At 40.6% G+C, this 26,314-nt stretch carries 26 protein-coding genes; 18 read left to right on the top strand and 8 right to left on the bottom strand.

Going from position 1 to position 26,314, the window contains the following annotated elements; all coding sequences use genetic code 11:
- From PVK62_RS14775 to tldD, 17 genes are all read left to right on the top strand, one after another.
- A partial coding sequence (locus PVK62_RS14775) for a type II secretion system F family protein (RefSeq protein ID WP_274445014.1) occupies positions 1–334 on the top strand: 334 nt, incomplete at its 5' end.
- A gap of 2 nt (positions 335–336) precedes the next feature.
- Entirely contained in the window at positions 337–780 is a 444-nt protein-coding gene (locus tag PVK62_RS14770) for a type IV pilus, mannose-sensitive hemagglutinin protein MshF (RefSeq protein ID WP_274445015.1), read from the top strand.
- A gap of 100 nt (positions 781–880) precedes the next feature.
- A complete protein-coding gene (locus tag PVK62_RS14765) occupies positions 881–1,444 on the top strand; it encodes a prepilin-type N-terminal cleavage/methylation domain-containing protein (RefSeq protein ID WP_274445016.1) in 564 nt (187 codons plus the stop codon).
- A gap of 146 nt (positions 1,445–1,590) precedes the next feature.
- Positions 1,591–2,061, top strand: a complete 471-nt coding sequence (locus PVK62_RS14760) for a type II secretion system protein (RefSeq protein WP_274445018.1) — start codon at positions 1,591–1,593, stop codon at positions 2,059–2,061.
- Positions 2,062–2,186: 125 nt separating this feature from the next.
- Positions 2,187–2,780 (top strand): type II secretion system protein, encoded by a 594-nt coding sequence (locus PVK62_RS14755; RefSeq protein WP_274445019.1) that lies wholly within the window; start codon positions 2,187–2,189, stop codon positions 2,778–2,780.
- Positions 2,777–3,367, top strand: coding sequence for a type IV pilus modification PilV family protein (locus PVK62_RS14750; protein ID WP_274445020.1), 591 nt, complete (start codon positions 2,777–2,779; stop codon positions 3,365–3,367). Before PVK62_RS14755 ends, PVK62_RS14750 begins: the two co-directional genes overlap by 4 nt.
- Positions 3,367–4,095: a PilW family protein gene (locus tag PVK62_RS14745; protein WP_274445021.1), complete on the top strand. Its 729-nt coding sequence runs from the start codon at positions 3,367–3,369 to the stop codon at positions 4,093–4,095. Before PVK62_RS14750 ends, PVK62_RS14745 begins: the two co-directional genes overlap by 1 nt.
- Positions 4,085–4,519 carry an MSHA biogenesis protein MshP gene (locus PVK62_RS14740; protein WP_274445023.1) on the top strand — a complete coding sequence of 145 codons (435 nt, stop codon included), beginning with the start codon at positions 4,085–4,087 and terminating at the stop codon, positions 4,517–4,519. The genes PVK62_RS14745 and PVK62_RS14740 overlap by 11 nt, the downstream gene beginning before the upstream one ends.
- Entirely contained in the window at positions 4,516–7,599 is a 3,084-nt protein-coding gene (locus PVK62_RS14735) for a DUF6701 domain-containing protein (protein WP_274445024.1), read from the top strand. Before PVK62_RS14740 ends, PVK62_RS14735 begins: the two co-directional genes overlap by 4 nt.
- A gap of 122 nt (positions 7,600–7,721) precedes the next feature.
- Entirely contained in the window at positions 7,722–8,765 is a 1,044-nt protein-coding gene (locus tag PVK62_RS14730) for a rod shape-determining protein (protein ID WP_274445025.1), read from the top strand.
- Between the two features lie 23 nt (positions 8,766–8,788).
- Positions 8,789–9,646, top strand: a complete 858-nt coding sequence (mreC, locus tag PVK62_RS14725; RefSeq protein WP_274445027.1) for a rod shape-determining protein MreC — start codon at positions 8,789–8,791, stop codon at positions 9,644–9,646.
- On the top strand, positions 9,636–10,127 hold the full coding sequence (gene mreD, locus PVK62_RS14720) for a rod shape-determining protein MreD (RefSeq protein WP_274445030.1): 492 nt from the start codon (positions 9,636–9,638) through the stop codon (positions 10,125–10,127). The genes mreC and mreD overlap by 11 nt, the downstream gene beginning before the upstream one ends.
- 9 nt (positions 10,128–10,136) lie before the next feature.
- Positions 10,137–10,712 (top strand): Maf family protein, encoded by a 576-nt coding sequence (locus PVK62_RS14715; protein WP_274445031.1) that lies wholly within the window; start codon positions 10,137–10,139, stop codon positions 10,710–10,712.
- 19 nt (positions 10,713–10,731) lie between these two features.
- A complete protein-coding gene (gene rng, locus PVK62_RS14710) occupies positions 10,732–12,201 on the top strand; it encodes a ribonuclease G (protein WP_122036569.1) in 1,470 nt (489 codons plus the stop codon).
- A gap of 13 nt (positions 12,202–12,214) precedes the next feature.
- Positions 12,215–16,087, top strand: coding sequence for a YhdP family protein (locus PVK62_RS14705; RefSeq protein WP_274445032.1), 3,873 nt, complete (start codon positions 12,215–12,217; stop codon positions 16,085–16,087).
- A gap of 51 nt (positions 16,088–16,138) precedes the next feature.
- The gene (locus PVK62_RS14700) at positions 16,139–16,957 is read left to right on the top strand and encodes a carbon-nitrogen hydrolase family protein (RefSeq protein WP_274445034.1); all 819 of its coding nucleotides are present in this window, start codon (positions 16,139–16,141) and stop codon (positions 16,955–16,957) included.
- Between the two features lie 114 nt (positions 16,958–17,071).
- A complete protein-coding gene (tldD, locus tag PVK62_RS14695; RefSeq protein WP_274445036.1) occupies positions 17,072–18,517 on the top strand; it encodes a metalloprotease TldD in 1,446 nt (481 codons plus the stop codon).
- 76 nt (positions 18,518–18,593) lie between these two features.
- On the opposite strand, the gene yjgA is transcribed toward tldD, so the two are convergent.
- Positions 18,594–19,124 carry a ribosome biogenesis factor YjgA gene (gene yjgA / locus PVK62_RS14690; protein ID WP_274445037.1) on the bottom strand — a complete coding sequence of 177 codons (531 nt, stop codon included), beginning with the start codon at positions 19,122–19,124 and terminating at the stop codon, positions 18,594–18,596.
- A 118-nt stretch (positions 19,125–19,242) separates the two neighbouring features.
- Between yjgA and pmbA the strand changes: the two genes are divergently transcribed.
- Positions 19,243–20,586 carry a metalloprotease PmbA gene (pmbA, locus tag PVK62_RS14685; RefSeq protein WP_274445064.1) on the top strand — a complete coding sequence of 448 codons (1,344 nt, stop codon included), beginning with the start codon at positions 19,243–19,245 and terminating at the stop codon, positions 20,584–20,586.
- Between the two features lie 109 nt (positions 20,587–20,695).
- On the opposite strand, the gene mgtE is transcribed toward pmbA, so the two are convergent.
- The 7 genes from mgtE to lptB form a co-directional block, all read right to left on the bottom strand.
- On the bottom strand, positions 20,696–22,051 hold the full coding sequence (gene mgtE / locus PVK62_RS14680) for a magnesium transporter (RefSeq protein ID WP_274445038.1): 1,356 nt from the start codon (positions 22,049–22,051) through the stop codon (positions 20,696–20,698).
- Between the two features lie 135 nt (positions 22,052–22,186).
- Positions 22,187–22,465, bottom strand: a complete 279-nt coding sequence (locus PVK62_RS14675) for an HPr family phosphocarrier protein (RefSeq protein ID WP_122036575.1) — start codon at positions 22,463–22,465, stop codon at positions 22,187–22,189.
- A gap of 2 nt (positions 22,466–22,467) precedes the next feature.
- Positions 22,468–23,322, bottom strand: a complete 855-nt coding sequence (gene rapZ, locus PVK62_RS14670; protein ID WP_274445041.1) for an RNase adapter RapZ — start codon at positions 23,320–23,322, stop codon at positions 22,468–22,470.
- Positions 23,323–23,340: 18 nt separating this feature from the next.
- Entirely contained in the window at positions 23,341–23,784 is a 444-nt protein-coding gene (gene ptsN / locus PVK62_RS14665; RefSeq protein WP_274445042.1) for a PTS IIA-like nitrogen regulatory protein PtsN, read from the bottom strand.
- 1 nt (position 23,785) lies between these two features.
- A complete protein-coding gene (gene hpf / locus PVK62_RS14660) occupies positions 23,786–24,073 on the bottom strand; it encodes a ribosome hibernation promoting factor (RefSeq protein WP_274445043.1) in 288 nt (95 codons plus the stop codon).
- Between the two features lie 19 nt (positions 24,074–24,092).
- Positions 24,093–25,520, bottom strand: coding sequence for an RNA polymerase factor sigma-54 (locus PVK62_RS14655; RefSeq protein ID WP_443111779.1), 1,428 nt, complete (start codon positions 25,518–25,520; stop codon positions 24,093–24,095).
- 66 nt (positions 25,521–25,586) lie between these two features.
- Positions 25,587–26,312, bottom strand: a complete 726-nt coding sequence (lptB, locus tag PVK62_RS14650) for an LPS export ABC transporter ATP-binding protein (RefSeq protein WP_274445046.1) — start codon at positions 26,310–26,312, stop codon at positions 25,587–25,589.
- Positions 26,313–26,314 lie beyond the last annotated feature (2 nt).

The raw sequence follows: 26,314 nt of genomic DNA, 5'->3' as shown, positions 1-26,314 counted from the left end.
GTCATTAGGTAATAAGTACTTAGAAAACAGATTGCTTGAAATGAAAAGTGGAATTGAATCGGGCACCAGTATGTCAGCAACCGCAGCACAAAGTGGAATTTTCACACCGCTTGTTCAACAGATGATTGCCGTGGGTGAAGAGACGGGGCAAATCGATGACTTGCTATTGGAAGTATCTGACTTTTATGATCGTGAAGTCGATTATGATTTAAAAACCTTAACTGCAAGAATAGAACCGCTGTTATTGGTGATTGTATCGGGTATGGTTCTGATATTAGCACTAGGTATTTTCTTACCTATGTGGAATATGTTAGATGTAGTAAAAGGCGGTTAATTATGTCTACAACCCGAATCATATGGGGGGCTCTGGTGGTTATTTTACTTGCTGTTATTTTATACCAGTGGGAGATAATAGAGCCTGAAGTTGAAGATACTGCACTGACGGTGACCAGTCGGGAGATATTATCCTCAGCGAATGAATTCAAAAACTACTGGGTAGTGAATGGACAGCCTCACTCCATGATAAAAGATGACATAGAAGTGACGTTTTCATCATTAGGCTGGCCAGTGGTACTTAGTGATAATAATGTGGATTGTCAGGCATGGTTAGCTCTTTTATTACCAAATAAAGATAAGGTTTATGCGGGCCGTATCGAAATAGATGAAAATACCAACAAGAAAGAACAATATCGCTGTGATTATAGAATACCAAATGGTAAGGTTTTTTCGGTAATGTTATCGAATGGTATTTTTAAAGTTAATGTCGTTTTTTTGAATTAAAAATTAATAGGCATTTTTTTGACGAATACTGTGTTTTTTTTTGTATAATCCCTTACAATTCATAATGAGAATAAGAATAGAGAGAGAGAGAAGCATTGCGATGAAGTACCAAAAAGGTTTTTCACTGGTTGAGCTAGTGATTGTGGTTGTTGTAATAGGTTTGCTGGCAACAGTAGCATTACCTCGATTTTTAGATGTTAGCCTTGAAGCAAAAAAAGCGAGTATTGAAGGCGTTGCAGGAGGTTATGCAACAGCGGTGCTTTCTGCAAGAGCGCAATGGGAGGCAGAAGCTCGACCTAAGACTGATAACAGTAATGCGGTTAGTTACGATGGAACTGAATTTTGGTTAACGGACCCATCGAAAGCAAATCAAGTGGATTTTCGTCCTGGTTACCCGATTTCACCTCGTGAAGATTTAGATGGTAATGATACAGGCAGTTACCCTAGCTCGTTAACAGCAAAAGAGTGCATTTTGCTAATCGAAATGTTACTGCAAAACGCCCCATACGTGACAGATGACAGCAATGATAATAAAGCGAAATATTTAGCAGAAGTGATTAGCGAAAACAGTCGTAATCAATGTAAATACACACAACAAGAAAATGAAGGGCACTTCTTTACTTATGAGCCAGAATCTGGCCGTGTTGTCGTGGCGCTGCAATAAAGAATGAATGCTTTTGTGAGCGTTGTTGCTCATAAAGATGCTAAATGAAAACTGCTTAACCCAATAGCTAACAGCAGTAACGGTTTTAACAATAATGGTGGTAACGATTAAGTGCCATCGCTTTTTATAATAAAGAGAGAAGTAAGATGAAAAAACAAGGTGGTTTCACCCTTATTGAGCTAGTAGTTGTAATCGTTATTCTAGGTATTCTAGCAGTAACTGCAGCGCCTAAATTTCTTAACCTACAATCAGATGCTCGTGCATCATCACTGCAAGGCCTAAAAGGCGCAATGTCTGGCGCTGCTGGTATCGTTTATGGTAAAGCAGCGATTGATGGTGTAGAGCGTAAATCTTCAACTGAGATGGGTTCAGATAAAGTTGAGGGTATTACTACTAATTTTGGTTATCCTACAGCTGATGCTGCAGGTATTGGAGCGGCAGTTGTTGGTTTATCTGATGGCGCGGAGTGGACTGGTGCTGATGTAACATCTGGTGGTGTTACAACTATTCGTTATACTTTTGCTACAAACGCTTCTGATACATGTAGTGTTACATATGCAGAAGCGACCTCTAGTGCAGCTCCTGTAATTACAGCAGCTGATGCAAGTGCTTGTTAATAGCTAAAACTTAATCCTATCTAAAGCCAGCGATTTCCGCTGGCTTTTTTTTATCAAAAATTAACAAACTCTCGCTATCTCTATAAATTTCGTTATCCTAGTAATAGGAAGCAATAAGGTAGCGGATGATGATTTTTCCTCTCAATAAAAACAGCTTGAAACAACAAACAAAAATAGGCGGATTTACTCTGGTGGAGTTGATCGTTGTGATAGTGTTACTTGCTATTATTAGTGTCTATGCGTCGAGTAAATACATGGGGGCGAGCCGTTTCTCTTCGGCGGCAGCACAAGAACAAGTGCTCTCTATTCTGCGTCAAGTTCAAATCACAGCGATGCAAAGTAACACCTCAAACAACAGCAATCGTTGTCGTTCAATTTTAATGGCGTCAAATCAATTTGGCGTCACTCAAGCATGTCAATCTCAGGGCATGAGCAGTACGGCACTTTCTGATTACTCAAAAAACACTAACCCACAACAATTAGAGCTAATTCAATTAAGTTATGACTTTAATTCTGTGAGTGGCGCAGTCTCAGAGCTATCGTTTGATTTACTTGGAAGACCAGCAGTGGTTACTTCATCTGCAATCACCCCTCTTTGTACTGACAGTGACTGTCGAATTACTATAACTACGCCTTCTTCAAATGAAAGTCGCTCTGTGTGCATTAATCGTGAAGGTTTTATTTACCGTTCAGTTCAAGATAAAGGATGTGGACTATGAACCGAATGAGAGTAAGCCAAATTGGTCTTACCCTAATCGAATCCATTGTTGGAATAGTGATCTTAGGTTTCGCTCTGTCAATTTTGGTTTCTGGTGTATTTACCTCTTCAACTAAATCACATCAAGCAACGTATCAAGCTCAAGCCGCTGCGCTAGGTCATTCAATTATGACTGATGTGCTGAGTCGTCAATTTGATGAGAACAGTGACCCTAATGGGGGAGCGTATCGTTGCGGAGAAATTTCGGCACCAGATGCGTGTTCAAGCCCTAATGAACTTGGGCGAGATACCATTGCAGAAAAAAATACAACTAACCATTCTGCTGTTTTTAATGATGTTGATGATTTTATTGGTTGTTGGGGAGAGGCTGCTCAATGCACTTCAGGGGTAGCTAATTACTCGTTAAACCAGTTAATCGATGCAACAAGTGCCGTTAAATATAAAAATTTCACGGTTGAAATCAATGTCGCTTATGCGGATGTAGATAATCGTAAAACGGCAATAACTCAGTTCAAAAAGATCGATATTATCCTGTATGCAAGCAGCCATGCTCAATATACCTTTAGTGCTTATCGAGGGAATTATTAATGAAACGCATTGATGGTTTTACCCTTATCGAGTTGATCTTAACTATTGTGGTGGTCGGGATTGTTGCCCTCGCTGCCAGTAATACTTTACTACTGGGTTTTCAAAGTTATAACGACAGTATTGATCGTCAAGATAACCAAATGCAGGCAAAGTTTATCATTGAGAAATTGAGTCGTGAATTGCGCCATGCAGTGCCAAATAGCGTAGAGATCTCAGGGAATGGTCGTTGTGTTAGTTTTATTCCTGTTGAGGCAAGCGCTTTCTATTTAACATTACCCGCCGTTAACCAAAAACAGATTGATACGGTATTGCTCTCTAATGAGGCTTTTAATCTCGATGGTCATAGATTGGTCATTAACCCAAGCTCTCAAGCTGATTTAATTAATGAAAGTAACCACCGATTTGTGAACATTGAATCAATGACGCGATCGGGAGGCGTTTCTACAATTAACTTTCCTAGCGCACTTAATAACCCTGCTTTTATTTCAAGTTCAGTTTCTGAACGTGCATTTATTTATAGTCCAAATCCGATTGAATATTGCATTCAACTTGGTGGCGTATTTCGCAGTGGGATTCAATTAGCAAATCAAGTTTCTTCGGGTAATTTTACTGTGGCAAGCGCGTCGGTAAACCGCAATAGCATGATGAAAATGATCTTGGTTTTTGAAAATGACCTAGGTGAAACAACTCACTATCAACATGATGTGCAGGTGATCAATGTACCATAATCAAGCAAAGCAAAAAGGTAACCTATTGATCATGTCAGTGGTCGTTATGGTTGTGGTGGGGTATTTATCATTAAATTTATTCAAAGTAGAAACCAGCAACCACGATACCGTTTCTAAAGAGGTATTAGGCACTCAAGCGTGGTTTTTAGCGCACTCTGGAGCGGAGTGGGGGTTAGTACAGTTGTTTCCATTGGGTATATCAGGCGCTGATGATTCGATTTGTGATGGCATAGCAAGATACCCTGAAATGGTGCCAAAGAAAAGCGGCTGTAATACAGCGCCAGCTGTTGTATGCCAAAAGTTAGGCGTTTCTTATAATAATGAAATAATTCAATATTTTAAAATAACGAGCACCGTTGTTTGCGGTACGGGAATTAACCAAGTGACGCGAGCTCAAGAAGTATGGGCGAAGGAAATAGAATGAAACGATATCAATCGGTAGGGTTAATCTTTTTATTAACGTGGTCAACGTTACTTTTTTCTGCTGAAAAACCATCGTTCATGGATAAAAATACGACCTTATCCACATCGGTCTGTGACTTGTTTCCTAATACGGCACAGTCTTGGCAAGGCAATACTAATAATTTTTTCTTATCTAATTTAGGCGGTCCATCCACCTCTTTCATCGGGAATACAGAAAATAATAGTGTTGGATTTGATAATTTAGTAATCAATGAATTCAGTAATGATTTATACACGCCGGAAAATCAAAAGCGATCTAGCCGTTGTAATGATCAAGGTACAACGTGTTTACTCAATGGCGAGTTTGCACGGCCTTATACTGAATCTTTTACTGTTCCTAGCGGTATCTCGCGCAAATTTAACTACATTACTCAAGGGAGGGATAAGGTATTTAATAAGCCGACCTATTTTAATAGTACCTATGGTGCACCTTACTATGGCTTGTTTGTTAATAACAATACTATACTGACCTTTACTAGTGGCGAGTATTGGTTTGATAGTATCAATATAATGATTGACGGTGAAATTCATATTGATGGTGATGTGACCTTTCACATTAAAGATGAATTGTGGGTCGGTGGAAAGGTGTTACAAAAAGAAAATAGCTCACTGATGATTTTTTCGTACCGTGAAGGTGGGTGCCCAAAACCGAAATACTTACCTGATTATATTCCTGATATTTATTGGGCGCCATTTAATGACTATCAACGCATCAATTTAGATAAAGGGGCTATTATTGAAGGGCATATTTATTCTCAAGGTCCTGTCCAGTTATCGAATAATGCGCAGCTCATCGGTTCATTGACTGCTTGCCAGTTAAAAATGAGCAATAAGGCTCAAATAATTGGAAAACCATTACAAATTTGTGATCCTTCAAAAGATTACACCTTAAAAGTAACTCCAAAAATGGACTACAGTCTAACTTGTGAGCGGATCCCAGTAACTTTTACAGTTGAAGATGATAATGGCCCTGTCTCTGGCTTCAATGAATCTTTCTCAGCGTTAATTAACGCAAAAAATCATGGTGCAGCATGTTGGTCTACATCCGCTGATAAATCAGTGCCTGCCGATTGTTCGATAACAGGATCAACATTTATTGATGGTGAAAAAACACTGTACCTAGATAGCGCTGACTTGGATGTGTTTGATGTTACGGCGTCTAGTGACGATTTGAATGAGACAGAAAAAGAGCACTTTGAATTTGTGCCATTCAAATTTGATATTGATACCGTTCAGGTAATTGCCAATAAATCGCAGAATTTTGATATTAACGTTCTGGCTTGTAATGAGGGATCAGCCTATGTAGTTCAAGATTATAATGGCAGTAAAAAGCTAGATGTATCCTCATACACTTTAGATTCCCCGAATCCGAGTGAAGGAGTAAGAACGGATTTAGAGTTAGCAGGTAAGATTAATCCAAGCCAAATAGACCTTACTTTTAATCAAGGTATAGCCACAACAAGTCTAATCTACCAAGAGGCTGGCTCTGCCCACTTTACATTGAGTGATCCAACGTTCACTTGTCCTTCCGGTTATGATTGTAATGATTACCCTGTTGATTCGGGCGTGTTATCTGCTGATGTAAATATTGAAGCTAGGCCTTGGAAGCTTGAGATTTGTAGTGATGTTACGATGGATGGTAATAGCAGCGGAGGTTCTGCGTTAGTTGCTGCTGGTGACGTATTTTCGTTGAAGGTGAAGCCTGTGAGGTATGGTTCTGAAGCCGATGCTTGTCAATTACCAGTAACGCAAAACTTCTTTAAGCCATCAGCACCGCAGGCGTTAATTACGGCACTGGCTCCGACATTAGATACTCCTCCATCAAGTATCGGAGGATTGCTAGGTACTTTATCTCCGTTGCTTTCTTTCGCTAATGATTCTTATGTTGGTAGTCATTCTACCAGTCATTATTTATTTGAAAATATGACTTATGATGATGTAGGTAGTATTCAATTTAACCTAGAAGCTTCAAGTGTTGGCTTTTATGACGACATTCAAGGTGGTATCCCTGATGGAAGTCGTTCGGTTGGGCGATTCTATCCAGCGTATTTTGAGATAACAGATACAATATGGGATTACCCTGAAAAACAAGGTTCAGAGAGTGGCCGTTATATTTACATGGGGCAAAATTTTACCGATGTGAGTTTTGAAGTAACTGCATATAATTCGTCTGGAGTAGAGACAGAGAATTATGGTTTGTTTTCTAATGGACTAAAAGCTTCTTTTTCTCTTGTGGATTTATCATCAGGTGAACACTCGGAACGCTTAAATATTACAGATGCTGATTTAGAGGCATCATACTGGGGTAATGGGGCGCTTTGGAAAGTCACAGGACTTGGCGATGCGATTACTTGGAAGAAAAAACAAGTCACAGATGGAGCATCACCATTACTCACAAAAGAAGATGGCCCCTTTAATATGGACGGGAATTCAAACTCAGTAACAACGGTGTTAGGGTTAAAAATTAATGGTGTTGATCCTGTTTCTTTTAATGCAACGCCAGTTGTTCCTGTTGTAACAGAGCAAGAACTGCTTTCTCAACCTGAGGTTCGCTACGGTCGAATGGTTCTTGATAGTGTTGGAACCGCTGTCGGTAAAACGGTGACTGTTCCACTGCGCGTTGAGTATTGGAGTGGCAAGTCCTTCGTTCTGAGTGATACAGATGATGCGAGTAAGTTTGAGGGTGAAAAACATTGCAAGCAAACAGTATGGCCAGATCCAATTCAATCAAGTGATACGATACTAAAAGGCTCTAATGCGGTGGTTCAAGGAGCTGATGTTACTCATTTAGTTGCAGATGCAAATAATAGTACATTGCGAGAGCAAGTACGTTTTTGGTTGAGACTCGCAAGTAGCTCTCCACAAACAAGTGAAGCGAATGTCAATTGTGAATCAGGTTATATAGAACAACCTTGGTTACAATATAACTGGCGAGGACAGGGTGATGAAGATCCATCAACCGTAGTGACCTTTGGTATTTACCGTGGCAATGATCGCGTCATATTCCGCGGTGAAAGTAACATTATTGGTACTTCTAACTAAAAATTGAATAAAAATCCTGATTTGCTTCAGGATTCTGTAGCAATGCCTTGCTGATTAGGCTAGGCATTGGTACATTTAGTAAAATTTATCTTATTCTCACGTTTTCAGGAAATACGAAGATTATGTTTAAAAAACTTCGTGGCATGTTTTCAAACGATCTTTCGATCGATCTAGGTACTGCCAACACACTTATCTATGTAAAAGGTCAAGGGATTGTACTTGATGAGCCGTCTGTAGTTGCTATTCGTCAAGACCGTGGTGGCGCCACAAAAAGTGTTGCCGCTGTAGGACATGATGCGAAGCAAATGCTAGGTCGTACTCCTGGTAACATTTCAGCTATTCGTCCAATGAAAGATGGCGTTATTGCAGACTTTTATGTGACAGAGAAAATGCTTCAGCACTTTATTAAGCAAGTGCATGATAATAGCGTATTACGTCCAAGTCCTCGCGTATTAGTTTGTGTTCCTTGTGGTTCTACACAAGTTGAGCGTCGTGCTATTCGTGAATCAGCACAAGGTGCTGGTGCTCGTGAAGTTTACCTAATTGATGAGCCAATGGCGGCTGCGATTGGTGCTGGTTTACCAGTATCAGAAGCAACGGGTTCTATGGTTATCGATATCGGTGGCGGTACAACAGAGGTTGCTGTTATCTCACTAAATGGTGTGGTTTACTCTTCTTCAGTTCGTATTGGTGGTGACCGTTTTGATGAAGCGATCATTAACTACGTTCGTCGTAACTACGGCAGCTTAATTGGTGAAGCAACCGCAGAGCGTATTAAGCACGAAATCGGTTCAGCTTATCCTGGCGATGAGGTTTGTGAAATTGAAGTTCGTGGTCGTAACCTTGCAGAAGGTGTACCTCGTAGCTTTACATTAAACTCAAACGAAATCTTAGAAGCGCTTCAAGAGCCTCTATCAGGTATCGTTTCAGCTGTGATGGTTGCACTAGAACAGTGTCCGCCAGAGCTAGCCTCTGATATTTCTGAGCACGGTATGGTATTAACGGGTGGTGGTGCATTACTTCGTGATTTAGACCGTCTTCTAACTGAAGAGACAGGTATTCCTGTTGTCGTTGCAGAAGAACCACTGACTTGTGTGGCTCGTGGCGGCGGTAAAGCATTAGAAATGATCGACATGCACGGTGGCGATCTCTTTAGTGAAGAGTAATAACAAATAACGGGTGAGTGGATATGACTCCAATCTTTGGTAGAGGCCCTTCTCTGCAGTTTCGCCTGTTTATTGCTGTAATGGTATCGGCTAGCCTTATGCTAGCCGATAGTCGCTTAAATGCCTTTTCCGACGTACGTTACCTATTAAATAGCTTTGTAGCTCCAATCCATTATGCGGCAAATCTTCCTCGTACCATGTTTGATGGCATGTATGAGCGGTTTAATAGCCGTAATACTCTCATGCTTGAAAATCAAAAGCTTAAGCAAGAAATGTTTATGCAGAGCAGTAATTTATTGCTAATGGAACAACTTAAGCAAGAAAACAGCCGTTTACGTAACCTATTAGGCTCTCCATTTATTCGAGATGAACGAAAAATGGTCACAGAGGTAATGGCGGTTGACTCTGCACCATACACGCATCAGGTAATGATTGATAAAGGCCGAATTGATGGCGTTTATGAAGGACAACCAGTGATCAGCGATAAAGGTATTGTGGGACAGATCAACTATGTTGGAGCACACAATAGCCGCGTTTTATTATTAACCGATCCAAATAACTCTATCCCAGTCCAAGTGGTTCGAAATGACATTCGAGTGATTGCATCAGGAAAGGGGCATTTAGATACCATGCAATTAGAGCACATACCGACCAATACAGATGTAGAAGTTGGTGACTTATTAGTGAGCTCTGGTTTAGGTGGGCGCTACCCTGAAGGTTACCCTGTGGGTTATATTTCACGCATTGATAATGATAATAAACGTCCTTTTGCTTCTATCGATTTAGAAACTACGGTTGAGTTTGATAAATTACGTTATCTATTGTTAGTTTGGCCTACAGGATCTGAAGTTAACGTAGAGGAGGCGGCAAATGGCCAGTAGTCATTTAATGCGCGGTCGAATCATCATTTGGCTCTCTTTTTTAATCGCTTTAACCTTGCAAGCGACTCCGTGGCCTGGAACTCTAGAGGTACTGAGACCTTCTTGGATTATTTTAGTGACCTTTTACTGGGTACTTGCACTGCCTCACCGAGTTAATGTCGGAACGGCAATGTTACTCGGTATCTTGTGGGACCTGTTACTGGGTACGACATTAGGGATCCGTGGCATGACAATGGCTATTTTAGTCTATCTTGTTGCCGCAAATTTTAAGGTACTGAGAAATTTAGCATTGTGGCAACAAGCGGCTATTTTTTCAGGGTTAACCTTACTTGGTAAAATATTAGAGTTTATGGGTGAGTTTTTAGTTCGTGATGTGGCTTTTAACGCACATTTTTTATGGGCTGGCGTGTTAAACTTCATTCTTTGGCCATGGTTGTTTTTATTGATGCGCAGGGTGCGTCGTCATTGGTCAATTCGATAGGGAAATAAAATGACTACTCAAGTTTTCTTAGCTTCTGGCTCTCCAAGAAGAAAAGAATTATTAACTCAACTAGGGTATCAGTTTGAGCTTTTATCTATAGATGTTGAAGAAGTGCATCAGTCACATGAGACACCTCTTATGTATGTAGAACGACTATCAAAAGATAAAGCGCAAGCTGGCGTAAGAGCATTAGAGCGAACAAAGAATAAACATGTCCCAGTATTGGGCTCTGATACCATAGTGGTAATTGATGGTGTTATTTTAGAAAAACCGAAAGATTTTGAAGATGCTAAGAGAATGCTTTTAGCACTGTCTGGTCGTCAACATCAAGTAATGACTGCCGTAACACTAGCAACATCTGATGACATTAGAACCAAAACAGTAATAACACAGGTGTGGTTTAGAACACTTTCAGAACAAGAAATAGAACAATATTGGGAAAGTGGAGAACCTTGCGATAAAGCAGGGTCATACGGTATTCAAGGTAGTGGTGGGCGATTTGTCTCGCGTATAGATGGCAGCTATCATGCTGTCATGGGACTGCCTTTGATGGAAACAGATCAGCTCTTACACCAATTTTTGTAAAAATTAGTGAGGTGCTCCAATGAGTACAGAGTTGTTAATAAACGTAACGCCGAGTGAAACTCGTGTTGCGATGATTGAAGCCGGTGTGCTTCAAGAGATCCATGTAGAAAGAGAAGCAAGACGCGGTATTGTGGGTAATATATACAAAGGCCGAGTAAGCCGAGTATTACCGGGGATGCAAGCTGCGTTTATAGATATCGGTCTAGATAAAGCCGCATTTCTGCACGCCTCAGACATCGTTCCTCATACGGAATGCGTGTCTGAAAATGAAAAACGCCAGTTTCAAGTGAGAGATATTTCTCAGCTAGTACACCAAGGACAAGACCTGGTGGTGCAAGTAGTTAAAGACCCTCTGGGTACTAAAGGCGCTCGTTTAACCACGGATATTACCCTTCCTTCTCGCTATTTGGTATTTATGCCAGGGGCGAGTCATGTCGGTGTATCACAACGTATTGAAAGTGAAAAAGAGCGTAATCGTTTAAAGAATACAGTTTCTGATTATTGTGATGAGTTTGGTGGTTTTATTATTCGCACCGCTGCAGAAGGCGCAAGCGAAGCTGAGATCTCACAAGATGCTGCTTTCTTAAAGCGTTTATGGCACAAGGTGATTGAGCGCCGTAAAAAAAGCAAAACCAAATCAATGCTGTACGGTGAGCTAGGTTTAGATCAACGTATTCTGCGTGATTTTGTTGGAACAGAGCTTGATTTAATTCGTGTTGATTCAAAACTAGCTTTTGAAAAGTTAAAGCAATTTACAACAGAATTTGTACCAGAGCTAACTAAGAAACTTGAGTATTACTCAGGCGATAAGCCTATTTTTGATATGTACGAAACAGAGAACGAAATTCAACGAGCTCTTGATCGTAAAGTAGAGTTGAAGTCAGGTGGTTACCTAATTATTGATCAAACAGAGGCGATGACCACTGTTGATATCAATACCGGGGCGTTTGTTGGGCGACGTAATTTAGAAGAAACCATTTTTAATACCAATATTGAAGCGACACAAGCGATTGCTCGTCAGTTACGTTTACGTAATCTTGGTGGCATCATCATCATTGATTTTATTGACATGATGAGTGAAGAGCATCGCCGTCGAGTGCTGCAGGTGCTTGGTGCTGCATTAGATAAAGATCGAGTTAAAAGTAACGTTAATGGGTTTACTCAGCTTGGTTTAGTTGAAATGACTCGAAAACGAACTCGTGAAAGTATTGAACATATCTTATGTGATCAGTGTCCAACCTGTGAAGGTCGAGGGGCGGTTAAAACGATTGAAAGTGTATGCTACGAAATATTACGTGAAATCACACGAGTAAACCGAGCTTATGATTCAGATAAGTTTGTTGTATATGCCTCTGTTGCAGTGGCGAATGCGCTTGAAGGCGAAGAGTCACATGCACTCGCAGAACTTGAACTTTTCATTGGTAAACAGGTAAAAATTCAAGCTGAACCTCTTTATATTCAAGAGCAGTTTGATGTCGTAATGATGTAGAGAATAATAATACGTGACCACTAAGTTAATTCGTTTTGAACGTTGCTTGATGGGATTATTGCTGCTGGTATTTTTACTAGCAGCATTAGTCATTACAAGCTTGCGCCTGTTTCTTCCTTCGTTGAATAAATATCAGCCTGAAATTGAAGGCTTTCTTTCCCAAGTAACGGGTTTTTCAATTTCAATTGGTGAGCTAGATGGTCGCTGGCGAAATACTAACCCCTCTTTAAATCTTCGAAAGCTTACCGCTATCGACCCTGCGACTGGTGATGAAATCATTGCGGTTAAAGAAGTCGAGATCCAACTGAATATTCTTTCTTCGCTTTGGGCTAGGCAACCTCAATTTGCGGATCTACGAATTGATAAGTTAAGCGCTGATCTTACCTCATTAGGTAAGCGCTCTTCTGATGCCGAGGAAGAAGAACAGGATCCAAAGAGCAAGCAAGCTGATAAATCGTTGGGTAAACGTCTCGAAGATATATTTTTAGTTCGATTAAATCATTTCTCATTAAAAGATTCCCAAGTTGCTTTTGTGGCACTTGATGGAACCAATAAAACAGTACAAATAGATTCATTACAATGGCGAAACGAACGTAGAAAGCATCTAGCTGAAGGTGTTGTTAGTGTCATTGGTAGTGAGATAAATCAACTTAAAGTCATCGCTAACTTTAAAGAGAAAGGCACGTTTAAAAGCTTAGACGGCCACTTTTATATAGAAGCTAAAAATATTCAAGTAACCCCGTGGATCACTGGAGAACTTCTGAATGAATATGGCATTACTCAAGGTGAAGTTTCAGCTAATGCGTGGTTATCTTTTAAAAATGGGCAACCGATTGATGCGCTTGTCGAAGCTTCTCCTTCTTATGTTAATTGGTTAGAAGGTAAAACGGTTCATCAAGCGAGTGTTGAAGGTGGCGTGTTTGAGCTTCAGCCTGATAGAGAAGGGTGGAAGGTTTCTGCTTCTGATATCCAAGTTAAACATCAAGCAGAGCTATGGCCTGAGATCTCAGGAAATTTCACTTGGCAACCTGAAAAGTGGATTTTAAATCTAGCACATGTTGATTTACAGAGTGCATTGGGTTTAAAAACTTTACTGAGATCTTCTCAAGATAATATTACTAACCTGCTTACTATTTTGGATCCTAAGGGCAGTATTAATGATATTCGAGTTGAGTATGATCACTCTCTTGGATTGAGCTATTCAGCATCCATCCATGAAGCAAAAATTAATCAGTGGGAGTTACTGCCAGGTTTTCATAAATTAAATGTTTTGATTGCAGGTAATGCTGAAAAGGGCAAAGCTAAATTATCATTAGTCGATGATACGCTACCTTATGGAGAGGTATTTCAAGCGCCATTAAATATAAAAAATGGTGATATCACTGCTTATTGGGAAGTCAATGATAACGGTTGGCGTTTATGGTCTGATTACATCAATGTATCGACACCTGACTTGCAAGCAAAGGGGGAGTTTCTATTAGATTTCCCTAAAGATAAGCCTTCAGTACTCTCTTTTTATGCTGAAGCTGATGCCTTTCATGCTGATCAAACTTGGCGCTATTTACCGACCTTAGCATTAGGGCAAGATCTGACAGATTACCTATCTACTGCCGTTCAAGGTGGCAGTGCTAAAACGGTGCAGCTACTTTGGTATGGAGAGTTAGCCGACTTCCCTTACACTAAATATGACGGTATTTTTCAAGTTAAAGTGGGATTAAAAGACGCTCAATTCTCGTTTGATACCGCGTGGCCGCCTCTGACTAATTTACAGTTAGATTTAATGTTTCAAAACGCTTCTATGTTCTTAAGCTCCCACTCAGCAGACTTAATGGATGTGCATGCCACTCGTGTCACAGGACGAATTGCCAATTTGGCGGAAGACGGTAAGTTAACTATTCGTGCTACGGCAAATGGTTCAGGTAAAGCGGTTCGTGAATACATGACAGCCACACCGTTGGTCGATTCTGTTGGCGCGGCGCTTAATAGTATACAAGTAGATAATCGCGTTGATGCGCTACTACGATTAGATATTCCATTTACAGGCAAAGATGTACGAGCATGGGGTTATGCCGATCTTGCTAATAACCATATTGAATTACAGTCACCGAGTATTGTATTAACCAATGCAAGGGGGCGAATTGAGTTTGATAATGATGTAGTGAAAGCCTCAGGAATTAAAGCGTCACTATTAGGGCAACCAATCTCTCTTTCATTTAATGGTGAAGCACAGTCTGATTTTTACAGTGTTGCGATTGAAACAAAAGGTAAATGGAAAATCTCGCCATTAAGAGAATATATCGATTCTCCAATGATGGAAAAACTGAGTGGTGTTTCTAGATGGAATTCTGATATTAATTTACAAGTTGCAGATGTTGGTTTTACTTATCAAATAGGAGTAAATGCTTCATTAGACAACATGACGTCTACTCTGCCTTATCCGTTGGCTCTTGATAACGGCACAGCAGAAAAAGCGTTACTGCAAGTGTCTGGAAATTCAGAGAAACTATCAGGACGATTGACCTTACCTAATGCTAAGTATCAAGCTGAAATTAATATTAGTGAAAAAATACCAGTAATAGCAGCAAGTCATGTTGTGGTTGGGCGTGGTAATTTTAAAGTGAGCCCAATTGTTGGGCAATCCGTTTCGATTAATACACAATCATTAGATCTGGATGCTTGGTTATCTGAGCCTATTTTAAATCATGCGAAGCCTGTGAAAAAAGGTAAAGTGGCGATGAGTCATTTCCCTACGTTCCCAGTACCAACCCGTATTGATGCCAATGTGAAGTCATTACGATTAGCGACATTAGATTGGAACGATGTAAATACAGATGTACGTAAAAAATCTCAAGGCTGGTATATACAAGTTAACAGCCAAGAAGTGGATGGAAAGGCAAGCTGGAAAGGCCATGATGATTTATTAGTGCAATTAGATAATCTTCATATCTTTATTCCAAGTTTAGATAAGCCAGAAAATCAAAAGCGTTTACATCAAGCGAATGGAGATGAAGCGGTTATTTCTGATTTTGATCGAGAATTTTTCCGCTTGATGCCGAATGTAGAACTGACGATTAATAACACATGGGTTCAAGGCTACAAGCTCGGTAAAGTTGATACTAAGTTGCACAAAAAAGCGAATACCTTTTATTTAGATAAATTGAAGATAACGAGCGGTGAGAATAAATTAGCGATGTCTGGAGATTGGTTATTAGATAAAGATACCAGTCATTCAAAATTCAAGATTAAGGCATCCGGTGAAGATAATTCTGAATTGTTAGCTCGTTTTGGTATTAGTTCTGGTATTCAAAAAGCCAGTTATAGTATGGATGGGGATCTTCAATGGGAAGGCGCACCTTGGAGCATTCAAATTAATACACTCTCTGGCGATTTATCGTCAACATTAGGCGAAGGCGTGATCACTGATGTTAAAGGAGCAGCACGCTTCCTAGGCCTATTTAGTATTGATTCGATTATTCGTAAAATGAAACTAGACTTCAGAGATGTATTTGATGATGGGATGGCATTTAACGCCATCACTGGCAGCGGTAAAATGCGTAATGGCGTATTTGTCAGTAATAACTTAACCATGGATGCAGTTGCAGGTGAGATGAGCATTAAAGGTAAAGCGAACTTAAATACACGCCTAGTCGATGCTGAAGTAAGCTTTACCCCAGATTTAACCTCAGGGATCCCTATTATTACTGCATTTGCTGTTGCGCCACAAACCGCGATTATTGTACTTGCAGTCGCAACGGCTATTGCGCCGGTTATCGACGTTATTACGCAAGTTAATTATAAGGTGGAAGGGCCGCTTGAGTCTCCAACAGTAAAAGAGTTATCTCGTAGTCAAGGTGAGTATCAATTGCCGGAGAAAACCGAAAAATAAGTCTAAGTTAGCCGTTATTTACAGTGAGTAATAATCAAATAAGGAAGTGTGATGAGTAAAGTTGGCGTCGTTCAAATGAACTCAGGAGCGACTCCTGAAGAAAACATTAAACAGCTAAATCTTAAGCTGAAAGGATTACAGCAACAAGGGGCGAAACTCGCACTAACGCCTGAAAACAGCATCGTATTTGGTCAAAAAGAAGACTATGAACGCCATGCAGAGCCGTTAGGACAAGGAGAGTTACAAGATGCGCTTTCCGCTCTTGCTAAGCGTTATCAGATTTGGCTCGTGATTGGTTCTTTTCCAATTAGAAATGTGGATGATTCTCTATCGACCACTTGTTTGGTATTTGATGATCATGGTGTACTGGTTGAGCATTACCATAAATTACATATGTTTGATGTTGAGATTGAAGACGGCCATCATAGTTATCGAGAATCAGACACTTTTACTCCGGGCAATGAAGTTAAAGTAGTTGATACGCCTTTTGGTAAATTAGGGCTCTCTATTTGTTATGACGTTCGTTTTCCGCAATTATACAGCGAGCTTCGTCGACAAGGGGCTGAGATTATCGTCGTGCCAGCTGCGTTTACTAAGGTGACGGGTTATGCTCATTGGGACATTTTATTGCGCTCAAGAGCGATTGAAACACAATGCTGGGTGTTAGCTGCTGGTCAATGGGGCTCTCATGGAGCTGGACGTGAAACATGGGGTCACTCAATGATTATTGACCCATGGGGAAATAAAGTAGCAACTCAGCGAGAGGGGACAGGGGTGATTATTGCTGATATAGATAAATCACAATTAGCGATGATCCGTAAGAAAATGCCAGTGGTTCAACACGCAAGGTTAGAGTGTCAATTGAGTTAAGCTCAGAATAGCTGTCGCTTTATTTGATATAAAGAGTGAATATCACTATAAAACACACCCTTTTTTATTCATAATTAGATCCTAGATCTTAAATTCTTAACAAGAGTATCTCGAATGATTTTGCAAGAAGTAGAACAATCCTTATTAAGCCAAGCAGGGATCGGTCAGCAGGAACTGTCTCAGACCTTAAGCACCATTGCAAAAAGAGACGTAGACTATGCTGATATCTACTTTCAATCTTGCTGGCATGAATCATTAGTACTCGAAGACAGCATTATTAAAGACGGCTCGTTTAATATCGACCGTGGTGTTGGTATCCGTGCGGTTGCAGGTGAAAAAACAGGTTTTGCTTATTCAGACCAAATTAATCTTGAAGCATTAACTCAAAGCGCAAAAGCGGCTCGTGGTATTGTTCAGCAAGGTGGTGAAGGCCGAGTAAAAGCGTTTGCTTCTCAAGCAATGCCTCAGTTTTATGCGCCAATTAACCCACTTAATAGTTTGGATAAGTCTCAAAAAATAGCATTACTTGAAGAAGTCGACGCTTATATCCGAGCAAAAGAACCGTTAGTTCAAGAGGTATCTGCAAGCATCAGTGGTGTTTACGAACAAATGCTAGTTGCTGCCCTTGATGGTACGTATGCTGCGGATATTAGACCACTGGTTCGTCTTTCTATCAGTGTATTAGTTCAACGTGGTGATAAGCGTGAACGAGGCAGTGCTGGTGGTGGTGGTCGTTATGGCTATGATTATTTCCTAACTGAAGTTAACGGTAAATCAATCGCACTTGAATTTGCTGATGAAGCAATTCGTCAGGCTCTTGTTAATCTTGATGCTGATGCGGCTCCTGCGGGAATGATGCCAGTTGTTCTTGGTTCAGGTTGGCCTGGAGTCCTATTGCATGAAGCGGTAGGCCATGGTCTTGAAGGTGACTTTAACCGTAAAGGGTCATCAGTATTTTCAGGTAAAATAGGTGAACAAGTAACCTCTTCGGTATGTACTATTGTTGATGATGGCACAATGGCTGATCGTCGTGGCTCATTAAGTGTTGATGATGAAGGTGTTGCAGGTCAATACAATACATTAATTGAAAATGGTGTATTAAAAGGTTACATGCAAGATAAGTTGAATGCCCGTTTAATGGGTGTTGCTCCGACAGGTAATGGTCGTCGTGAATCTTATGCACACTTACCAATGCCACGCATGACGAATACTTACATGCTGCCAGGTGAATATGCACCAGAAGAGATTATCTCAACAGTGAAGAAAGGCATTTACGCACCAAACTTTGGTGGTGGCCAAGTTGATATCACTTCGGGTAAGTTTGTATTCTCAGCATCAGAAGCCTATTTAATTGAAGATGGTAAGATTACCCGCCCAGTAAAAGGCGCAACACTGATTGGCTCTGGTATGGAAGCGATGCAACAGATCTCTATGGTTGGTAATGACTTGTCGTTAGATCGTGGTGTTGGTGTTTGTGGTAAAGCAGGACAAAGTGTGCCAGTAGGTGTTGGTCAACCAACATTGAAGTTAGATGCATTGACTGTTGGCGGTACCGAATAGTTCGAATTAATTAACGTATATAAAAAGAGCCAAGCATTATGATAATGCTTGGCTCTTTTTTTTACCCTAACCTAAATTATAGGTCTTGGTCTAAGTACAGATCTTTTAATACTTGGAAAATTTCACGATACGCCTTTGGCGGTTTATTCGCTGCTTTTTCTTTGCTTGCTTGACGAGCAAGTTGACGGAAGCGTTGACGATCAGCTTCTGGGAATTTCACCATTACTTCTTCAATAACAGGATTAGGTGTTTCAATCATACGGTCACGTAGGATTTCTAATTTTTGAAGCGCAATTGTTGCTTGTGAGTGCTTGTTACGTACTTTATCTAGAGCCAATTGAATTGGTTCTGGATCTTCAAGACGCATTAGCTTACCAATGTATTGTAATTGGCGACGTTTTGCTTCATTTTTAAAACGTTGAGCGTCTGAGATTGCCACTTGCAGAGTTTCTGAAAGTGGAAATTTAGCAAGAACGGCTGGCTTTAAACCAACTAACTCTTCGCCCAGTTTTTGTAAGTCTTCCATGTCGTTTTTCATCTCGGTTCTACTTACCCAGATGATCTCTTCTTCTTCTTCCCAAGGAGCTTTTTGATTTTTGCGTGCCATGATCTTCATTCTTTAATGGGTGATTATCTCTATTTTAGCAAGATAAATGGATAATTGGGCGCAAATTTATCACATAGAGTGTTATTCTAGTAAAAATGTTTATATTCAGTCAGATGTTATGGATGCAAAAGCCCAAATGATGAATCAAAAAATAGAACTTGAAGCAGCAGTAGCCAAAGCGTTAGAAATGGCAACAAAACACGCAAGTGCAGCAGAAGTTGCGATTACTAAAACAACAGGTATTAGCGTCTCTACTTTAATGGGAGAGGTTGAAAACGTTGAATTTAATCGTGATGGCGCACTAGGAATTACCGTTTATCGCGGCCATCGTAAAGGCAGTGCATCTACATCTGATTTAAGTGATAAAGCGATTCAACAGACGGTAGCTGCGGCATTAGATATTGCAAATTACACTTCTGAAGACCCATTTTCTGGACCTGCACCAAAAGAATTAATGGCTCAAAATATTCCTGATTTAGATTTGTTTCATCCCGATGATCCAGAACCAGATTACGCAGCACAAAAAGCAATTGAAGCAGAGCAAGCCGCTTTAGAGTACCACTCTTCAATTAAGCAGAGTGACGGCGCGAGCTACGATAGCCACTACGGTATTAAAGTTTACGGCAACAGTCATGGCATGTTGGCAAGTTACCCATCAAGCCGTCATAGCATTAGCTGTAGTGTTATTGGTGTCGATAAAAATGGTGATATGGAGCGCGATTATAGTTATACCGTGGCTCGTCATCGTGATGATTTATGGGATGCTAAAAAAGTAGGGCTAGAAGCTGCTGAACGTACAGTAAGTCGTTTAGATGCTAAAAAATTGGATACAATGAAAGTACCGGTTATGTTTGCAGCAGATGTAGCAACAGGCTTACTAGGGCATTTGGTGATGGCGATCAGTGGTGCAAACCTTTATCGCAAATCTACTTTCATGTTAGATAAGCTCAATGAAAAGATCTTACCTGAATGGTTTAATGTAAGTGAACGTCCACATATTTTAAAAGGCTTAGCAAGTAGCCCGTTTGATAGTGAAGGCTTATACACCCAAGATCGTGAAATCATTACCGATGGTGTATTAGCTACGTATTTATTAACAAGCTATGCAGCACGTAAATTGAATATGACACCGACAGGTCATGCTGGTGGTATCCATAACTGGTTTGTTAAATCAACAGGTCAAAGTTTTGATCAGATGCTAAAAACCATGGGAACAGGACTTTTAGTTACTGAGCTAATGGGACAAGGTGTAAATACGGTAACGGGTGACTATTCTCGTGGAGCGGCTGGTTTCTGGGTGGAGAATGGTGAGATCCAATACCCAGTTTCAGAGATCACCATTGCCGGTAATTTGGCTGAAATGTACCAAAATATTATTGCAGTCGGCAGTGATGTCGAAACGCGTTCACAAATTCAGACGGGTTCAATCTTAATTGAATCAATGAAGATTGCGGGTCAATAACACTTCCTAAGTAAGACAAAGAAAAAGTAAGATAAAAAAAGCGCGCTGTCATTTAATGAGAGCGCGCTTTTTAATGCATTATTTTTGTGTAGTAGATTAAAGCTATGTACTACATTAAAACAGTGGCGAGACCTAAGAAAGCAAATAGACCAATAATATCGGTGATGGTGGTTAAGGCCATTCCCCCTGCTAATGCAGGGTCGATATTCATTTTCTTTAGGATCAGAGGGATAGCTACCCCTGCAATTCCGGCAATGGTTAGGTTTACGAGCATAGCAGCAGAGATGATGGCTCCAAGCATGATGTCGCCTTTCCAAACCATGACGATACCGCCAATGATAGAGGCCCACAAAATACCATTAAGTAGGCCTATCCCTGCTTCTTTGAATAATAATTCTTTTTGGTTACTGTCACCGATATGACCAACGGCCAAACCGCGGATAACAAGAGCAACCGTTTGATTTCCGGCAACACCACCCATTGAAGGGACAATCGTCATTAGTACGGCAATCGATGCCATTTGCGCTAATGTGGCTTCGAACATATTAGAAACCGATGCGGCAGCAAGGGCGGCTAATACATTCATGCCTAGCCAAACACTACGACGGCGTGCTGATTTAACCACAGGTGCAAAGGTATCTTCTTCGTCATCCATACCTGCCATACTCATCATTGAGTGTTCAGCGTCTTCACGAATAACATCGACGACATCATCAATGGTAATACGACCAAGCAGTAAGTGATTTTCATCAACAACAGGCGCAGATACCCAATTACGACGCTCAAATAGATTAGCGACTTCACCATCGTCAGTATTTACTGGAATAGCCTCATCAGCGTCATCCATAACTTCACTAACCAGGATATCGGGTTGAGTCGTTAATAGCGTTGCTAAAGATAAGTGGCCGATGAGTCGACTTTCTTCATCAAGGACATACAGGGCATCGGTTGAATCGGGAAGCTCACTTTTCATGCGTAAATAACGCAATACCACATCGATTTCAACATCTGCACGGATGGTGATGAAATCGGTATTCATCATCCCACCGGCGGTATCTTCTGGATAAGACAGTGCGGTTTCGACACGGAATCGATCAACCGTGTCCATCTGGCTTAATATTTCACGTGAGACGTCATGAGGTAAGCTACGAAGAACGTAAGCGACATCATCTGTCTCCATGCCTTCTGTTGCTTCTACAATGCTCTGTGGAGCCATTTGTGAAACAATTCCGTCTTTTACGCCTTCGGAAAGTTCGTCAAGGATCTCACCGTAATCTTCAGGGTCGGTCAGTTGCCATAATACATTACGGCTTTTTCTGGGTGAGGCTTCTAATAGATGGGCAATATCCTCGGGTTCCATGTCTTGTAATAAACGACGTACATGGACAAACATCCCACTATCAAGCGCATTAGATACTTCTTGAAGAGTTTGATGGGTTTGATCGAAATCTGGTTGTTCTTGCATTCTCTCCCCCATAAAAGACTGATTAACTGAGTATAGTCAATCTAAATAATGGGCAGAATAGTAACGCAATTTTAGAAAGGAAATAAGATAAATTTGTGAAGATTAGGTCAAAGATGGAAAGGGATGAGTAAATACTCACTCATCCTCATCAAAACCGGCTTCAATAAGCTCACAAATAGCAGAAAGTGCTTGTTCAGCATCTGGGCCATCAGCGGAAACATCGACGTATTGACCTTGCGCTGAGTCCAACATAAGTAAGCCCATTACACCATCAGCGGTGGCTTGCTTATTTTCGTCATTGGTTAACGTAATGATGGCATCAAAACTTTGCGCCATCTCAACCAATTTGATCGCCGCTCTTGCGTGTAAACCAAGGCGGTTTTTTATTAATAGGTGACGAGATGAGATAGGCATGATTAATGAATCTCTAATGTTTTATGGCGGATCTGAACTTGTTGCCCTTGCTGTTTAAAATACTCACCGAGTTGTTGAGTAATGTAAACAGAGCGATGTTGACCGCCAGTACAACCAATCGCGACGGTTAAATAGCTGCGATTGTTTTTTTCTAAGGCAGGTAGCCAGGTGGTAAGAAAGGTTTGAATTTGTTCTTTTAATTGAATTACAGCGTCGTGTTTTTCTAAGTAATCAGCCACGGGTTTATCTAAGCCAGTCATGGGTCTTAGGCTTGGCTCCCAGTGAGGATTAGGTAAGAAGCGCACATCAAACACATAATCAGCATCTGTTGGTAAACCGTGTTTAAAACCAAAAGATTCAAACACCATTACTAATTCTTTCGACTCGCGACCAAGAATTCGAGACCGCAGTGTTTCACTTAACTCATGGATGGACTTTGTGGTGGTATCGAGAACTAAATCAGCTTCTTCTTTAAAATCACTTAAAATGTTTTTTTCTAGAGCGACCGCTTGTTCTAATGAACACTGTTCTTCGGTTAAAGAAAGTGGATGCAAACGGCGAGTCTCACTGTAGCGTTTAATCAACTCTTTATCTTCGGCATCAAGGAACATCACGGTTACGTCGTGGCTTTGTTTTAATTCACTTAAGGTGTTTGTTAGTAGTGAAGGATCTTTGGGTAAATTACGGATATCGACACTAACAGCGACATTTTGAGTGCTGTGCTGAATTGATTCTACAAATTGAGTCAGTAGGTCAATGGGTAAATTGTCGACACAATAATAGCCTAAATCTTCCAATACTCGTAGCGCGACAGATTTTCCTGCCCCTGAATTACCACTAACAACCATGAGTTTCATTATACGACCTTAGGAGCTTTAAGAGGTGAATATTTGATACAGTTCTTGGTCATTTTCGGCATGGCGAAGCTGACGTAAAACTTGCTTGTCATTGAGTTTTTCTGCAACACAAGAAAGTGTTTTTAAGTGCAATTTACACTGCTCATCAGGGACAAGTAAGGCAAAAAGAACATCAACAGGGCGATTATCTATCGCATCAAATTCAATCGGTTCTTGGCACTGAAGTAAAACAGCGACAGCATTCTCACAGTTAAAAATACGACCATGAGGGATAGCAATACCATTACCAATGCCGGTACTTCCCATTTTTTCTCGGTTTAATAAACTTTCAAATAACTCTTGAGGGTTTTGACCAATGTGAGGGGCTGCAATTTCACTAATAAGTTCTAATGCGCGTTTTTTGCTTGTGCATTGGACTGCACTTTTGGTGCAATCCAATGAAAGAATGGTGCTTAATTGCATGTTAATGGCTACTTAGTTTTTCTTTATGTTTATTGAGTTGGCGGATCAGTTTATCCACCAAACCATCAATGGCTGCATACATATCTTCTGCGTCAGAATGGGCGTGTATGTCACCTTGATTTACATGAAGAGTTGCTTCTGCGATATGAAGTACTTTTTCTAATTTTAATACGACATGGACATTATTAATGTGTTCAAAAAAACGGTCTAACTTTTGGAATTTGGTATCGACGTACTCACGTAGGCTATCGGTTAGTTCGACGTTTTGACCTGTAATGTTTATTTGCATAACACTTCCTTTCTGTTAATTAAAGTAAACGCTTACGCTGATTCGATGGGGCAATACCCAGAGATTCACGATATTTAGCTATAGTACGTCGTGCAACTTGGATCCCTTGCTCAGCTAATAAGGTTGCGATTTTACTGTCACTTAACGGTTTGGCTTGATTCTCAGCCGCGACCAACTTTTTCACTAGTGCCCGAATTGCAGTTGATGAGCATTCACCACCATTGTCCGTACTAACATGACTAGAGAAGAAATATTTTAATTCAAAAATACCGCGCGGGGTATGCATGAATTTTTGTGTTGTTACACGAGATATAGTGGACTCGTGCATTTCAACATCCAAAGCGATGTCATTGAGTACCATCGGTTTCATCGCTTCTTCACCATATTCGAAGAAATCTTGCTGATGTTCAACTATACAACGTGCAACTTTGAGCAGCGTCTCGTTTCTACTCTCTAAGCTCTTAATTAACCACTTTGCCTCTTGCAAATTGGTTCGAATAAATTGTCCGTCAGGGCTGTTACCTAACCCTTTACCAAGCGCGGCATATTCTGCGTTTACTTTTAGGCGAGGGACGCTATCTGGGTTAATCGTTACGACCCATTTCCCATTATGTTTAAAGACGGAGACATCTGGAATAACATATTCAGTGTCGGTATCAATGACACGGTTACCAGGTCTAGGATCAAGCTCATGAATTAGCATCATGACTTGTTTCAAGTCACTTTCTTTAAGCTTAGTCTCTTTTGCTAACTGTCGGTAGTCACGATTACCTAATAAATTGATGTGCTTGGTTAAGATCAATCTGGTTTCTGGTAGCCATGGGGTATTTTCTGGGTAGGTTGCGAGTTGTAACATTAAGCATTCTGCAAGATCACGAGAAGCAACACCTAATGGGTCGAATTGCTGGATTCGCTTTAATACCGCTTCAACCTCATCCATTTCAACGTCATCATTACCGACACTTTCTAATACGTCATCAAGGCTGATGGTTAAATAGCCATAATCATCTAATGATTCAATGATAGCGGTAGCAATTGTACGGTCAATGTCACTGAAAGGCGTTAAGTCAGCCTGCCACATTAAATAGTCTTGCAGACTTTCGGTCGTTTCGCCCTGATATAATGGCGTATCATCATCAATCGCTAACCCCGTACTGCCACTGTTAGCACTATAAACATCATCCCAGCTCGCATCCATTTCAAGTTCTTCTGAAATGTTATTACTATCAATAACATCGCTACTGTCAGTGATAGGCTCTTCTTGCTCTGCTGTTGCCGTTTCTTTTTCTGGTGTTGGTTCTGGAGATAATAAACTTTCAGGCGTACTTAATGGCTCTTCTTCAACATCAAGAAGAGGGTTAGAGTCGAGAGCTTCTTGAATCTCTTGCTGTAGGTCAAGGGTCGACAATTGTAATAATCGAATTGCTTGCTGTAACTGGGGCGTCATAGCAAGTTGTTGGCCCATTTTTAACTGAAGAGATGCTTTCATTATGCAGTGATACCTTTATATAAATTACAACTTAAATTGATCACCAAGATAAACGCGTTTAACGTGTTCATCATTTAATACATGGTCAGGAGTCCCATTGGCAATCATGTGGCCTTGGCTTACGATATAGGCGTGCTCACATACATCAAGCGTTTCGCGAACGTTATGGTCTGTAATTAACACACCTAAGCCGCGATCTCGTAAATGTTGAATGATTTTTTTGATATCGATTACAGAAATAGGATCGACACCCGCAAAAGGTTCATCAAGTAGAATGAACTTTGGATTTGCAGCCAGTGCACGTGCAATTTCAACTCGACGACGTTCACCACCAGAAAGCGCCATACCATTACTGTTACGAATATGCTGAATGTTAAACTCATCTAATAACTCTTCAAGCTTATCTAAACGATCTGTTTTTGATAAATCTTTACGAGTTTGAAGTACTGCCATTATGTTATCAAAAACAGAAAGCTTTCTGAAAATAGAGGCTTCTTGAGGTAGATAGCCTATCCCCATTTTTGAACGGTTATGCATTGGCTGTAATGAAATATCAACACCATCAATAGTGATCGATCCTTCATCGCGAGAGACAAGGCCAACAATCATATAGAAAGAGGTTGTTTTACCTGCCCCATTTGGACCTAGTAAGCCAACAATTTTACTAGATTCAACGGTTAAGCTTACATCGGTAACCACTTTACGGCTGCCGTAGGTTTTTGCGAGATTTTTCGCTTCTAATATAGCCATAA

The organism is Aliivibrio sp. S3MY1 (assembly GCF_028765575.1).
In the GTDB taxonomy this organism is placed as follows: domain Bacteria; phylum Pseudomonadota; class Gammaproteobacteria; order Enterobacterales; family Vibrionaceae; genus Aliivibrio.
The sequence above is the reverse complement of the archived record's forward strand: the minus strand, read 5'-3'. Positions and strand labels throughout refer to the sequence as shown.